A 14,113-nucleotide genomic window follows, 5' to 3' on the forward strand; every position below is an offset into this window, starting at 1 on the left:
GGTTACACGCGTGACTTCCCCGTCGAGCAATACTGGCGTGACAATCGCCTGAACATGATTCACGAAGGCGCCCACGGCATTCAGGCCATGGACTTGTTGGGCCGCAAGGTGCTGATGGAAGGCGGGCGCGGACTGGCACTGCTCAGCGGGCGCATCAATGCCACGGTTGGGCGAGCAAAAGAAGTGCCGGAATTGTCGGCGTATGCCGATGCCTTGGCACTGGCGCTGCAGCAGGTGGCGGGCGCCACTCAGGCGGCCTGGTCCACCGGAATGCCAGGCGATGCGCTGGCCAATGCCGTGCCTTATATGCAGGCTTTTGGTCACACCGTGCTGGCCTGGATCTGGCTCGATGTCGCGCTCGCTGCATTGACGCTGGATGCTACTAAATCAATAGCTTCTACCGCAGGTAGATTGGGGGCTACACGCTATTTCTATCACTACGAGTTGCCCAAGATCGGGGCCTGGCTCAATGTGGTCGGGAGTCGTGATCAAACGTGTGCCGCGTTGCCTGAAGAGGCCTTCTGATATCACGCGCGGGACACGCAAATCGCAAGTGCACGCGGCACAATCCGCCATCAAATCTGCCCACACACAAGGAGACATCATGACCCGTACCATCCAACAACTTTTTGACCTCAAAGGCAAGACCGCCTTGGTGACCGGCGGCTCGCGCGGCTTGGGCCTGCAGATGGCGCACGCCCTGGGCGAAGCCGGCGCCAGGATCATGCTCAGTTCGCGCAAAGCCGAAGACCTGGAGCAGGCGACCGCCGAACTGCAGGCCGCCGGTATCGACGCCCGCTGGATTGCAGCCGACTGCGCCAAAGATGCCGAGATACATCGACTCGCCGACGAGACCCTGCAACGCATGGGTGATGTGGACATTCTCGTCAACAACGCGGGCGCCGCCTGGGGCGCCCCGGCGGAAGATCACCCGATTGATGCGTGGGACAAGGTGATGAACCTTAACGTGCGCGGCTACTTTATCCTGAGCCAGGTCATCGCCAAAAAGAGCATGATTGCGCGCCGCTCGGGACGCATCATCAATGTGGCGTCCATCGCCGGTCTGGGCGGCAACCCCGAAGGCATGAACACCATTGCCTACAACACCTCCAAAGGCGCTGTCATCAACTTCACCCGCACTCTGGGCGCGGAATGGGGCAAGTACAACATCACCGTCAACGCCATCTGCCCCGGTTTTTTCCCGAGCAAGATGACCATGGGCACGCTGGCGGCGCTGGGCGAGGAAAAGCTGGCCTCCCACGCACCGCTCAAACGCCTCGGCGATGACGAAGACCTCAAGGGCTTGTGTGTGCTGTTTGCTTCCGACGCGGGCAAGCACATCACGGGCCAGTGGCTGGCAGTGGACGGCGGTGTCAGTGTGGTGACTGGTGGTTAGGACTATGGCCCCCACGCTTGTGGCTACGCCGCTCTTCGAGAACACTGCGTGTACTGCGCTGCCCCCCGAGGGGGCTCGCCTTGCTTGGGGCGGCCCAGCGCGGCGGCGGTCCGGTGGCGGGCAGCCATGACGTTCGGCGTTGCAATTCCATTTGTCGATCATCTGGGCTTTGAGCTCAGACTGTTTGACGGTGGCTTATCGGAACTGGGCTATGCCCCCAAGCCCGAGCACCTCAATTCGTTTGCTGTCACGCATGGTGGCGCCCTCATGACCTTGCTGGACGTGACGATGGCCGTGGCGGCGCGCAGTATGCAAAAAGACATGGGTGTGGTCACCATCGAGATGAAGACCAGCTTCATGCAGCCGGCGCGGGGCAAGCTCACGGGCAAAGGCCATTTGATGCACCGCACGGCCACCATGGCCTTCACCGAAGGCACAGTTTTTGATGAAGAAGGGCGCGCCTGCGCTCATGCCACCGGCACCTTCAAATACGTGAAACGTCTGCCCACCGGACCGAAAAGCGCCAACGCGCTGAATGTGACTTCCGGCGTTATTTCAACCGACTAATATTTATCAGGAGTTTCCCATGCCCCAAAACAAGCAGATTCATCTGGACAACCGCCCCGTGGGCGAAGCCGTTGCCAGCAATTTCAAACTGGTTATCAGCGACACGCCGACGCTGCAAGACGGCCAGGTGCTGGTGCGCCACCATTTTCTGAGCCTGGACCCCTACATGCGTGGCCGTATGAACGATGCCAAAAGCTATGCCATGCCGCAGGCCTTGGGCCAGACCATGGGCGGCGGCACCGTGGGCGAAGTGGTGGAATCAAAAAATGCCAAGTTTGCGGTGGGTGACAAGGTCGTTGGCATGGGCGGCTGGCAGCAATACAGCGTGGTGGACGCGAATCAGCTGGGCGCCTTGCGTAAGGTGGACACCACTCACGTTCCTTTGAGTGCCTATCTGGGTGCAGTGGGTATGCCCGGCGTGACCGCCTGGTACGGTTTGGTCAAAATTATTGCGCCCGAAGCGGGTCAAACCATGGTGGTGAGCGCTGCCACCGGCGCAGTGGGCAGCGCCTTTGCTGCCCTCTCCAAAGCCCGCGGCTGCCGCACCGTCGGCATTGCCGGCGGCCCCGACAAATGCAAATATGCCGTTGAAGAACTCGGCTTTGATGCCTGCATCGACTACAAGCTGCACAAGGACGCGGCATCGCTGTCCAAGGCGCTCAAGGAAGCCTGCCCGAATGGTATCGATGGCTATTTTGAAAACGTGGGAGGCATGGTGCTGGACGCCGTGCTGACACGCATGAACGCCTTTGGCCGCATTGCCGTGTGCGGCATGATCGCAGGCTACGATGGCGCGCCAATGCCGCTGGCCTATCCGGCGTTGATTCTGACCAACCGGCTCAAGGTAGAGGGATTCATCGTCAGCGAACACATGGAGTTCTGGCCCGAGGCGCTCAAAGAGCTGGGCACCCTGGTGGCCACCGGCAAACTCAAAGCCCGCGAGTCAATTGCGCAGGGCATTGAAGCCGCGCCGGAAGCCTTCCTGGGATTGCTCAAAGGCAAGAATTTCGGCAAGCAACTGGTCAAGCTATCCTGAGAACTTGCGGGACAGACCGAAGCTTAGCGTAGCTCTGTCCTCAATCAATACTCTGGGACCCCACCATGACTGACATCATTCTTCATCACTATCCCACCTCGCCGTTTTCAGAAAAAATTCGGTTGATTCTGGGCTACAAAAAACTAGCCTGGAAGTCGGTCATCATCCCGAACATCATGCCCAAGCCTGATGTGTTGGCGCTCACCGGCGGTTATCGCAAGACGCCATTCATGCAGATGGGTGCGGATATTTACTGCGACAGTGCACTGATCTGTGATGTTTTGGAACAACGCAACCCCACGCCGACCCTGTACCCACAAGGCATCCAGGGCGTTGCGCGCATCACGGCACAATGGGCCGATACCACACTGTTCTGGGCTGCGATGGGATACAACCTCAGTCCGAAAGGTGTCGCGCATATGTTTGGGGGCGCCCCGCCTGAGGTGGCCAAAGCGTTTGGCGAAGACCGCGGCAAGATGACCACCGGCATGACGCGCCTGCGTCCGGGGGATGCCACCGCAGCCTACAAGAGTTATTTGCGCCGCCTGGCCAACATGCTTGAAGGCAGCGCCTTTTTGCTGAGCGTGGCACCTACCGTGGCTGATTTTGCCGCCTACCATCCGCTCTGGTTCTCGCGCGTTCGGGTGCCAGAAATGGCGGGCATTCTGGATGCGACACCGGCCGTGCTGGCCTGGATGGACCGCATGGCGGCGCTCGGCCATGGCAGCATGGAGAAGTTCAGTGCGGCAGAATCCCTGGCGCTTGCCGCCCAGTCAACGCCATGCACGGTTGAAAACGAGTTGTTTCAGGATGAACACGGCATACCCTTGGGTAGCCGCGTCACCATTGCGGCCGAGACCTTTGGTCCTGAACCGACCGAGGGCGAACTCATCGCCGCCACCCGTATGCACTACACCCTGCGCCGCACCGATGAGCGGGCCGGCACGGTGCATGTGCATTTCCCGCGCATCGGTTACGTTTTGAAAAAAGCTGAAGCCTGAACGGCAGTATCAGGCACTAAAAGGAACATCATGATCACGAATTTCAAGGGTAAAACAGCCGTCCTCACCGGCGCTGGTTCAGGCTTTGGCCTGGAGTGTGCCCGCATCGGTGCCAAACTGGGCATGAACCTGGTGCTGGCGGATGTGCAGCAGGACGCACTCGACAAGGCAGCAGCCGAGATGCAGGCGGCGGGTGCACAGGTGCTGGCGTTCCGGCTAGACGTCTCCAAGGCCAGTGAGGTCGAGGCTTTGGGTCTGGCCGTGCAACAGCGCTTTGGCGCACCACACTTTGTCTTCAACAACGCCGGCGTGGGAGCCGGTGGCCTGATCTGGGAGAGCAGCGCCAAAGACTGGGAATGGGTGATTGGCGTGAACCTGATGGGTGTCGCCCACGGTCTGCGTGTCTTCACGCCCATGATGCTCGAAGCCGCCAAAAAAGACCCCGCCTACCAGGGCCACATCGTCAACACAGCCAGCATGGCCGGTCTGCTCAATGCCCCCAATATGGGCATATACAACGCCAGCAAACATGCGGTGGTGAGCATGAGCGAGACGCTCTATCAGGATCTGGCGCTGGTCACGGATCAAATCAGTGCGTCGGTGTTGTGCCCCTTCTTTGTGTCGACCGGCATCAGCCAGAGCCATCGCAATCGCCCGGCGGATTCTGTTCAGGACCAACTCACCAAAAGCCAGCTCATCGGGCAGGCCATGAGTGACAAGGCCGTAGGTTCAGGCAAAGTCAGTGCCGCCGACGTCGCGCAAAAAGTGTTCGACGCGATTGCCGCCAACCAGTTCTACATCTACAGTCACCCCAAAGCGATTGGCTCGGTGCAGACCCGGCTGGAAGACATCATGCTGGCGCGCAATCCGACCAGTCCGTTTTCCCACAAGCCGGAGCTGGGAGTGGAGTTGAAACGGGCCTTGAGAGCTGATTAGTCGCGCGTTACGGCAGACTCACCTGCTCGAGCAGCAATTCGAGCAGTCTTTTTTGTGGCAAGGGCTTGTGATACAGATAGCCCTGCATCGTTCTGCATCCGGAATTTTCCAGGTAGCGTTCCTGAGCCGAGGTTTCAACACCCTCTGCGACGAGGTTCAGACCCAGGCCTTTTGCGATGGAGATGATCGCAAGCACCACCGGAAATTGTGAATTGTCGTCCTGGATTTTCATGACAAACGAACGATCGATTTTGATGGTATGAATCGGGAATCGGTGCAGGTAAGACAGCGAGGAATAGCCTGTCCCAAAGTCGTCGATGGCCACACTGACCCCGAGCTGACCGAGTTTGTCGAGTTGTTCAATGGCAATCTGCGGATTGCGAATACAGATGTTTTCGGTCACCTCCACCTCAATCTGAGACGGTGCGATGTGGTGGCGACCCAGCGCATTCTTGAGCTTGTCAAAAAAGTCTCCGCGATCAAGGTACTGCGGGGAAAGATTCAGTGACAACCGTACCGATTCGCCACCGACCGCATTCCAGGCAAGCAGGTTAAGGCAGATGGCCTCCAACATCCAATCGCTGATGGGAATAATCAGTCCATTTTCCTCGGCAAATGGCAGGAATTCTCCGGCGCTGAGGAATCCGCGTTCAGGATGATTCCAGCGCATCAAGGCCTCGGCACCCACAATTTTTCGAGTCTTGACGTCCACTTGTGGCTGGTAATACATCTCCAGTTCGCCAAGCTCCAGTGCTATTCGCAAACTATGCTCCAGCGCAATCTTTTGATAGGACGCATCAAGCATTGAACGGTCAAAAAAGGAGTGCCCGTTCTTGCCTTCAGCCTTCGTGTGGTACATCGCGATATCGGAGTTCCTGATCAACTCATCGATCGATTCACCGTCGCCCGGGTAAATGGCGATACCGATACTTGCCGAGATGTGGACAGACTGCCCCGCGAGCTGGAACGGCAGCCGCAAACACTCCAGAAACTTTTCTGCAATCAAGACGGCATCGTGTCGATCATTCAGCTCGGGCAAGACGGCCGTGAACTCATCCCCCCCCAGTCGCGCCAGCGTGTCGCCGCTGCGCAGGCAGGCTTTGAGGCGTATGGCGGTCTGTTGCAGTAACTCATCGCCGATTCCGTGACCCAGCGTGTCGTTAACCAGCTTGAAACGGTCAAGATCGATAAACAGGAGCGCCAGACCAGAGTCGTTTCGCTTGGCCTGCAGCACGGCCAGGCCCAACCGGTCTTTGAACAGCACCCGATTGGGCAGGTCCGTCAGAATGTCGTGATAGGCCTGATAGGTAATCAGTTCGTCAGCCCTTTTTCGATCACTGATGTCACGGGCAACGCCGTAGGTGCCAAACAGCTCACGTCGGCTTAAATCAGTTTCCTGTGACTTCCCGTTGGTGCTGAAGGGAATCCTCATCAACTCATGGGTGAACGTGCGTGCTTCACCGTCGGCATGACGGGACTTGAGCCGCAGCTCGACGTTTCGAGACGGGCGATAGTCGCCCCGTGCTTCATTGAAAACATAATTTGCCCGCTTCACGTCTTCGTCGTGAATGAGCACAGAATAATGCTCGCCGATCAGCTCATCGCGACTGAAACTCAGCAACTGATGCACTCGGTCATTGACAAAGGTAAAGCGGCCTTCGTGATCAAGCGTGTAAATGATGTCCGGTGAGCTGTCGACCAAATAGCGGTATTTCCTTTCGGAGCTTTCAAGTTGCCAGGCGATATGCCGATTTTCAGCCTGCAAGCGGCGTTGTTTCAAGGCGTTATCAACCGTCTTGAGCAGTTCTTCCGGGGAGTAGGGCTTGCGCAGGTAATCGTAAGCCCCGCGTTTGAGCGCGCCAATTGCAGCCTCGATTCCCCAGTCGCCGCTGGTCACGATCATGTTGGCACCCGTTTGCTGGGTGTTCATGAAATCCATGATCTCATGACCGCTGATATCCGGCAAACGCAAGTCCAAAATCACCAGGTCAAATGGACCTTGGCTGAGATGCCGGATCGCCTCACCGCCGCTGGCGGCACTCGTCAGGGCAAAGCCCCGGCTCTTGAGCAATTCACTCAGGCTTCGGAGCATTCTCGGTTCGTCGTCAACCAGAAGCACCCGCGCCGACGACTCGGCCGGGCTAGGCGCAGACGATCCGTAAGCTGTGAAACTGAACGCCGATGGCGCCAAACCGTTGCCAGCCGTCCCCTCTAATTCGGGCCTCATGCCACATCCTTGAGTAACGCTGGCGCGAGACCCTGAGCCACTGCGTTTCGGGCAGGCAAGAGGATGTCAAAAACCGTACCCGACTTGGTGCTTTGGCAGCTGATCAGTCCGTTGAGTTTTTTGACCAGGCTGTGAACAATACTCAAACCGATGCCACGATTCGCACCCACCTTGGAACTGCGCACCGGGGTAAATAGGTTTGCCAGCACCTCGGCTGGAATGCCAGGCCCGTTATCCTTGATACACAACTCGAAAAATATCCGGCCTTCACGATGGACCCGGCCGTTGTTGCTGATCTCGATGTGGCCGCCCTTGGGCAAGGCCTCGACGGCATTTTTGAGAAGATTCACCAGAATCTGTTTGAGGCTGTCAGCCGACCCGTCGATCTCGGCGGCTTGCTCCGGCATGCGCGCATTAATTTGCACCGAGGGTGGCAAGAACTTGCTTTCGCGAAACAAGCGCACCAGATTATTGACGACACGGTTGATGTCGGTAACGCCATCCTGAATTTTCGGCGCGACTCCGGCAAATTCGCTCATGATATTGCCCACCCGGTCAATCTCTTCATTGAGAATCGACAACTCGTCCGCCACCGGCTCTTGCCGGTTCAATTTGCCGTCCAGTACGCCGAGATAATTCTTGATGATCGCAAGCGGATTGTTGACCTCGTGTACTACTCTGCGGGAGCTCTCGCGATAGTCTTCCTTCAAAGTGGCTATACGCTGATCAATTTCACCGCGATCGCGGGTGGCCGCTTCGAGCGCTGTGGCAGCGTGTGTTCCAAACAGCTGCAGGGCTCTCTCGCGACGTTTCAACTCCGCGATCCGCCATGCGGGGACACCGCCCACCAGCATTCCCAGGCACTTTGAGCTGCTTGCAATAGGCACACAAACCAGACACTCGGCATTAAAAATACGAAGCAATTGTTCTGCAGAAAGGTCAAGCCGGCCGCGATCTCGCTCGAGATAAGCCAGACGCCTTTTCAGCGCAGATTCGGCAATACCCCCACCGCCCGACAACGCGATGGAAAACTCCGCCAGACGTTGCCGTTGCTCACCAAACGAAACCCCCACCAGCGCCTGGCCACTCCCGTTCATCAACAAGATGATCGTGTCTTCCAGATTAAAAAGAATGCGTGCGTTTTGCCGAACGACGTCGAGCAGTTGAGCGTCGCCCTTTTGGCGGGCAAACGATTGCCCCAGCTCGGCACCCAGTGCCATGTTGCGAACTTCCTCGGTCAATCGCTCCTGAACCAGATCCACCACCGGCGCCGCAGGTGAGTTGGCCACCGGTCTCACGCCGTCATCAACGCCCGATAAATCGATTCCCAAGTACTCAGCCGCTTTTTTCACTTGAGTCGCAGCCCCATTGCAAATGATCAACAGATCCTCATTCTCGATCTTGCAAAGAGAACCCATATTCTCTGAAAGGGGACGCTCTGGTTCATGGCTGCTCAGCCGATGCGCAAGATGGACGATGCGAATCAGGGGATGGGCGGTCTCAAGGCGCGCCGAGGACTCATGGTGATAGAGAATGCTGTCCGCCATGAACGAGTCGAGGTTCCAGCGTTCGATCAACCAGGCGCCCGCCTCGGCATGAGAAATTTGAAAAGTGCTCAACTCCACCGCGCAAAGGCTTTCGTTGTCCTGCGCGAGAAAATTAAAGCTGTATTCGTTGGGTGCGGCTGCCAGTAAAGCTAAACGCCCGACATCATGCAGCAGACCTGCAAGATAGGCCTCTTCGGCATGCGGAAAACCTATTTTTTTTGAAATTTCGCGCGCCATGACGGCGGTGGTCAAGGAGTGCTTCCAGAAGCTACGCAGATCCGTGCTCCCGGAATGGGGGAATCCGTTGAAGGTCTGAAACACCGACTCGCTGATGACCAGGGTCTTGAGCATGTCAGCGCCCAAGACGCTCAACGCCTGAACCAGACTTACCTTTCGGCTACCGCGGTAGTAAGCGGCGCTATTGGCAACGCTCAGGACCTTGGTGGCCATGCCCGCATCGTTGGCGATCAGTTTGGCGAGTTCCGCCATACCCGCTTCATCCGCCTGACACAATTCGATCAACTTGAGGAGAATCTGCGGCATCGACGGCAATCGGGCTACCAGAAGCCGATTGCGGATATCCTGATCATCTTGGGACATTTGTTACGGATGCTATTGCCAATAAATTGTCAGACAGTAAACACGCAGCGGGATCAAAAAACCACAAGTTCAGTGCATTTTTTTGAATTTGAGATCAAGTTACCTCGGGAAATTTTACTTTATTCCCCAAGCCAAAGAAGAAAACCCGACTCAAAGTTCAATATAACATTAAGTTACAACATGTCAAAGCTAGGTTGACAAGCCCCCCGCGAAAATTGGTGTTTATTGGTCACATCTCGCTGAACCGCTCCCGCTGAGCAGGAGCAGCTATCAAAATTGAAGCGGTGCCAGCGCTATTGCCTTGCACCATCCGAGTCCTTGCAGCAGACGCCATGAGTGGACTAAGGGCTCGTGAACGCAGGAGTCAAAGCGCCGCTGTCCGCGCGTCGGGGGTCAATGTAAATTGATGGCGCGCACTTCAGAAAACAGATCCACTTGCGCCTGCATGTGGTCTGGCCTTCCAATCAGGTACACATGTTGGGCTAGCTCCACGTCCTGAATAAAGCTGGCCGACGACTCGGCTGAGAGAATCTTGTCGGGGTGCTGAGGTCGGGCCACCACAAATCCCTGGACGTAATCGACACCCAGCTCGGTCAGGGTCTGCACGGTGGCATTGTCTTCGGCCCATTCGGCAATGACCTTCATGCCCAGATTCTTGGCCAGATTGACGATGGCTTCAACAATGGCGATGTTGGCTGGGTGCTTGTTCATGTTGACGATGAAGCTGCCATCGATCTTCAGCAGATCCGCCGTGAACTCCTTCAAGTACGAGAACGAGGTATAACCCGCGCCGAAGTCGTCCAGCGCTACCTTGGCGCCGTAACCACGCACCTTGTCGACAAACCGCCGGGTATTTCCCACATCGTGCAGAGCCACACTTTCGGTGATCTCAAGACATAGCTGGCCGACGATGTGCAGGTTTTGTTCAAGCATGGCATACACGTCCTGCAGGAACTTCTCATCGTTCAGTGAAGCCCCGCTCAAATTCATGCAGACGAATTTTGTGCGCGTCATTTGCGTGTGATGGGTATTGATCCAGGCCAGTGTGGTCGACAAGACCCAGCGGTCAATCATTCCCATGCGCCCACTGTTCTCACCTGCGGCAATCAGCCGGTCTGTCGGAACCACTTTGCCATCGGGGTCGCGCATGCGCAGAAGCACCTCAAAGTTAAGCGATTCATGCGGCTTTGTGAGCGACATGATGGGCTGCATTTCAAGATACAGGCCATCGGTGGCGGAACTGGTGGCGAGCAGTGCAATCAGTTTGAGTTCGGCTTCATGCTGCTGAAACGCGACGGCATGCTTTTCATACACCACCAAGCCGCCATTGTTGGCGGACTTGGCCTGGCGACACGCGCGGTCGGCGGTCGACATGGCGTCGTTGAACTGCATGCCGACGCTGACCTCGACAAGTCCGATGGAGCCGCGTACATAAAACGCCTTGTCGCCCACGTGGTAGGGCAGGGTTCCAATGCTGTCGACGATGCCGCGGCACATGAGTGAGGCCAGTGCGATGGGTGTCTCAGGAAACATGATGACGAACTCGTCGCCGCCAACCCGGCCAAACCGGAGCTCGCGCGACAGCATGTCCGACACGCGTCGGCACACCTGCTGCAACACATCATCGCCGGCCCCGTGGCCAAACAGGTCATTGATCAACTTGAAACGGTCGAGGTCCAGGTAGGCCAGGGCCAGCGAATTGCCCGAGGCGAGCTTCTTGATGGCGCCGTTGAGCGCCTTTTCGATACCTCGCCGGTTAAGCACTTTGGTCAGTGAATCATGGTTGGCCAGGAAATACAGCTTCTCGGTCACCCTGGATTTTTCGGTAACGTCCTGCAATGAGCCCTCGATCTTGTCGCGGGCCAGTGTCGCCTTGACGAGAAAGCGTTTTGAATCACTGAAACCAGGCACCGCTCTGCCCTGGATTTCCATCTCGTTTTCGGTCTTGTTGTGCACCATTTGATGCAGCTGCGTCCAGGCGCCGTCGGCGAAATACTGCGGCCAGGCATTGCCCTCGTCGGTCAGCACATTCGGGCTCAACATGCCGAGCAGGGCGGGATTGGCGCTCATAAACCGGCCGTGCAGGTCGAGGGTGAAAAGGCCGATGGGCATGGCCTCGTAGGTGTGCTTCAGTTCGGCCTGGACTTCCAGGCGTTGTACATGCTCCTGGCGCATGTGCTCGGCAATCGCCAGGGCTGCCAACAGGCATGACGACAACGCGGCGGTAACAAAGTTGACCGATCCAATCAGGCCCTTGATTCCCAGCGCGGCAGCAATGACCTCGGAAAAACTGGCGATCAAAGAGATGCTGATGGACGCACTGAACCACATTGCTACACGGGAGTGGGTTTGCAGCAGAATCCGTGAGAGGAAATAAACCAAAACAACGACCGTCAGTCCGGACGATACCCAAAGATAAGGCAGGTATGACTGATAAGTCATGACTCCAGATAGCAACAGCAGAGGCAGGCATGTCCATTGCGCGATCCGCAATAGCAATAAGGAGCCGACTTTGCTCAAGTCATCATGAAATAGCACCTTAAACAGGGTTACCGTGAGCACATAGTACACGGCGGTTGTGACTAAGCGCATGCGCAGCAGCCAGTCCTGCGGCACTGAGTTGCCCAACCATTGCTCGTCCCATCCGGCAGAAAGAGCGCCCATCCTCAGATTGACCACGAGCCAGGCTGCGAATAGGATGTACAAGGCGCTACGGTTGATCAATGCGGTGATCAGCACAAACAGGGCCAAAATCAGAATCCCGCCGTCCAGCAAGCCGGATTTGCGATGAAACTCTTGGGCTGAAATTTTTAAATCGGCCGCCTGCCATTTCAGGGCTGAAATACGGGCCGGACCGATGGAACTGGTTCGGCATAGCACCTGCTCGCCTTTGAGCGCTGGGCTTAGCTCAAGAGCAAAACCCGCCTTGACAGCAGAAATGCCACCAGCCGTGCCTAGATTGCTGCCACTGCCAAGCGGGTTCAGGGTCCTGGCGTCCCAGCACGCTATGTCTATGGCATGCCGTGAGGGAAATTCGATCATCAGGGGCGTGTGTTCAACCTCCTTTGGCGCAATGAAAGAAAACCAGAAGGGCGCTTCCGACCGCTGTGTATCGTAGTGTGGGTTGAGCGCGCGGCCCTGCAACTGCGCCAGCGCCATGGCGGGGCCCACCATACTGTCTGACTCTTTGACAACCTGGATTTCCAAGGGCTGCGGGTCGGTTATGGGATATTGTGTTTTCCAGGAAAAAAAAGCCAACAAAGACACCAGTCCGATAAGAATCGGCAGGGCGTAAGTCGAAAGGGTATACAGCAGTAGATCGAGCCCCTGATCAAGCTGATCGAACCGTTTCCGGAAAAACACAGATTGTTTTGGCATTTTGTTCATTGCTCCGTGTCGGCTGCAAATTCGCCAAAAACCCATGTGCTACATCGCTCCATTTGCAGTCCAACGACTATAAATTTCTTTGTTCCACGCTTCAGAAACCTTTCACTAGGTTGCCAAAAAATGTGATGTGAAACTTGCGATTTAGCGACTAAGTGACCCAGGTTATTTGGGATGGTCGTTGAAAAATAGCGGCAAAACGTCTGTTTCGAGTCTACCGCAATCAGGGGGCGTGACGGAGGACTCAGGCGTATTGGGGTGTGGCCTGCTGATGGGCTTTGGGAGGTGCAAGGGCACTGCGCTGTAACGCCTTGCGAAGGGGGTCGGGGCGAATGCCCGTTGTGGGCACCCAGTCATGATTTTTACATGGGGAACGCTGCGCGATGACCCTGAAATGCTGGCGTTGGCTGCGGGAAGTAGGGTTGGCTTTCACCTCCGATATCGAGATCCGGATGAAGCGTGCGGAAGAAAAAGTCAAACAGCGGTTGCTCGGCTGCTGCCCAGCAAGACTCAACGGTATCGACTTTGAGGGACATCACGCGGTGCGGCAGATTACTGGCGTGAGCCAGGGGAATGTAGCCCATGCCCGGAAATACATCTTTGAACAACAGTCGGTCATACATCCGGTCGACGGGAGCTCGACCGGCGATGACCATCCATTCGATGTCGATTTGTTGGCAGTATTGGAAAAAAGCCTTGAAGAGCACGGTCGTGACGAGACGCCCGCCCTTTGCGTTGGTGACGCCCAAGCGGGTGGCCTCTGCCAGTCGCAAGGTTTTGAGCCAATTTGGTAATTCGACGGATTGTTCCAGGCAGAGTGGTTTGAACTGGTTGGTTTCGATGCGCATGGTGCCCAGCGCGGACCCGTCCAGCTTCGATTCCGCCAGCAACACCACTACGCCATTTTCTTCGTCAGCGGTCTCGGGGGATTTGAGCGTTTCCGCGAAGTCGGGCAGATGCCGTGCATAAGCCGAGTGACGGATATGCACTGCCTTCTTCAAGTCGTCTTCGTCGCGTACCAACCTGACAGTGAACGGCAGATGTTCTTCCACTATGGTCGGGAGGGGCAGAGCGTCGACGCGCGATGGAAGCGTCTCAATACGATGAGGCTGGAAGGCGGCAGTCATAGCTTGCTGAATCATGGTGATACTCTCGGTTGGTGTGGGCCCATCGGGTGGCACAATACGCGTCATCCGATGCGTTGAGGACCACTGTAAATAGGCCTTTCCAAAACTGTTGTCAGGGTCTGGATAAAGCCGCTGTAAGGGTTTTGACGGCTTCTGTAAGGTTTTTTCCTACAGGAACGCCAAACCATGCGAAAGTTGCCTTAAGGGCGCTGTGGCAAACTCGCGGCCTTCTTTTAGTTTTAGTCAGCGCAAGGCTGGCGCCTCTTTCAGTCATGCAGAAAATCATCGCGCA

Annotated in this window: 11 protein-coding genes; 6 read left to right on the forward strand and 5 right to left on the reverse strand. The window is 56.6% G+C overall.

Translation table 11 applies throughout. The annotated features are described in order from the left end of the window. From B3V69_RS13910 to B3V69_RS13935, 6 genes are all read left to right on the forward strand, one after another. Positions 1–525 (forward strand): acyl-CoA dehydrogenase C-terminal domain-containing protein (locus tag B3V69_RS13910; RefSeq protein WP_296447487.1); only part of this gene is annotated, 525 nt, incomplete at its 5' end. A gap of 79 nt (positions 526–604) precedes the next feature. Further along, complete coding sequence (locus B3V69_RS13915) at positions 605–1,396, forward strand: SDR family oxidoreductase (RefSeq protein WP_296447490.1); 792 nt, start codon at positions 605–607, stop codon at positions 1,394–1,396. Between the two features lie 126 nt (positions 1,397–1,522). Continuing rightward, positions 1,523–1,963 (forward strand): PaaI family thioesterase, encoded by a 441-nt coding sequence (locus tag B3V69_RS13920; protein ID WP_296447492.1) that lies wholly within the window; start codon positions 1,523–1,525, stop codon positions 1,961–1,963. Between the two features lie 19 nt (positions 1,964–1,982). Next, complete coding sequence (locus tag B3V69_RS13925) at positions 1,983–2,999, forward strand: NADP-dependent oxidoreductase (RefSeq protein WP_296447495.1); 1,017 nt, start codon at positions 1,983–1,985, stop codon at positions 2,997–2,999. Between the two features lie 65 nt (positions 3,000–3,064). After that, the gene (locus B3V69_RS13930; protein WP_296447497.1) at positions 3,065–4,000 is read left to right on the forward strand and encodes a glutathione S-transferase family protein; all 936 of its coding nucleotides are present in this window, start codon (positions 3,065–3,067) and stop codon (positions 3,998–4,000) included. A 30-nt stretch (positions 4,001–4,030) separates the two neighbouring features. Continuing rightward, positions 4,031–4,936: an SDR family oxidoreductase gene (locus tag B3V69_RS13935; protein WP_296447498.1), complete on the forward strand. Its 906-nt coding sequence runs from the start codon at positions 4,031–4,033 to the stop codon at positions 4,934–4,936. A gap of 7 nt (positions 4,937–4,943) precedes the next feature. On the opposite strand, the gene B3V69_RS13940 is transcribed toward B3V69_RS13935, so the two are convergent. From B3V69_RS13940 to B3V69_RS13960, 5 genes are all read right to left on the reverse strand, one after another. After that, the gene (locus tag B3V69_RS13940) at positions 4,944–7,163 is read right to left on the reverse strand and encodes an EAL domain-containing protein (protein ID WP_296447500.1); all 2,220 of its coding nucleotides are present in this window, start codon (positions 7,161–7,163) and stop codon (positions 4,944–4,946) included. Next, positions 7,160–9,310, reverse strand: a complete 2,151-nt coding sequence (locus B3V69_RS13945; protein WP_296447502.1) for an HDOD domain-containing protein — start codon at positions 9,308–9,310, stop codon at positions 7,160–7,162. The genes B3V69_RS13940 and B3V69_RS13945 overlap by 4 nt, the downstream gene beginning before the upstream one ends. A gap of 393 nt (positions 9,311–9,703) precedes the next feature. Beyond that, on the reverse strand, positions 9,704–12,688 hold the full coding sequence (locus B3V69_RS13950; RefSeq protein ID WP_296447504.1) for a putative bifunctional diguanylate cyclase/phosphodiesterase: 2,985 nt from the start codon (positions 12,686–12,688) through the stop codon (positions 9,704–9,706). A gap of 368 nt (positions 12,689–13,056) precedes the next feature. Then, positions 13,057–13,836 (reverse strand): hypothetical protein, encoded by a 780-nt coding sequence (locus tag B3V69_RS13955; RefSeq protein WP_296447506.1) that lies wholly within the window; start codon positions 13,834–13,836, stop codon positions 13,057–13,059. 97 nt (positions 13,837–13,933) lie between these two features. Beyond that, positions 13,934–14,113 (reverse strand): hypothetical protein (locus B3V69_RS13960; protein ID WP_296447507.1); only part of this gene is annotated, 180 nt, incomplete at its 5' end.

It is taken from the genome of Rhodoferax sp. UBA5149 (assembly GCF_002413825.1).
In the GTDB taxonomy this organism is placed as follows: Bacteria; Pseudomonadota; Gammaproteobacteria; order Burkholderiales; family Burkholderiaceae_C; genus Rhodoferax.

Excerpts from the sequence above, each read along its gene's own strand:
- B3V69_RS13950 (WP_296447504.1), bottom strand. The coding sequence starts at position 12,688 with ATGCCAAAACAATCTGTGTTTTTCCGGAAACGGTTCGATCAGCTTGAT.
- B3V69_RS13935 (WP_296447498.1), top strand. The coding sequence starts at position 4,031 with ATGATCACGAATTTCAAGGGTAAAACAGCCGTCCTCACCGGCGCTGGT.
- B3V69_RS13920 (WP_296447492.1), top strand. The coding sequence starts at position 1,523 with ATGACGTTCGGCGTTGCAATTCCATTTGTCGATCATCTGGGCTTTGAG.
- B3V69_RS13955 (WP_296447506.1), bottom strand. The coding sequence starts at position 13,836 with ATGATTCAGCAAGCTATGACTGCCGCCTTCCAGCCTCATCGTATTGAG.
- B3V69_RS13925 (WP_296447495.1), top strand. The coding sequence starts at position 1,983 with ATGCCCCAAAACAAGCAGATTCATCTGGACAACCGCCCCGTGGGCGAA.
- B3V69_RS13940 (WP_296447500.1), bottom strand. The coding sequence starts at position 7,163 with ATGAGGCCCGAATTAGAGGGGACGGCTGGCAACGGTTTGGCGCCATCG.
- B3V69_RS13930 (WP_296447497.1), top strand. The coding sequence starts at position 3,065 with ATGACTGACATCATTCTTCATCACTATCCCACCTCGCCGTTTTCAGAA.
- B3V69_RS13915 (WP_296447490.1), top strand. The coding sequence starts at position 605 with ATGACCCGTACCATCCAACAACTTTTTGACCTCAAAGGCAAGACCGCC.
- B3V69_RS13945 (WP_296447502.1), bottom strand. The coding sequence starts at position 9,310 with ATGTCCCAAGATGATCAGGATATCCGCAATCGGCTTCTGGTAGCCCGA.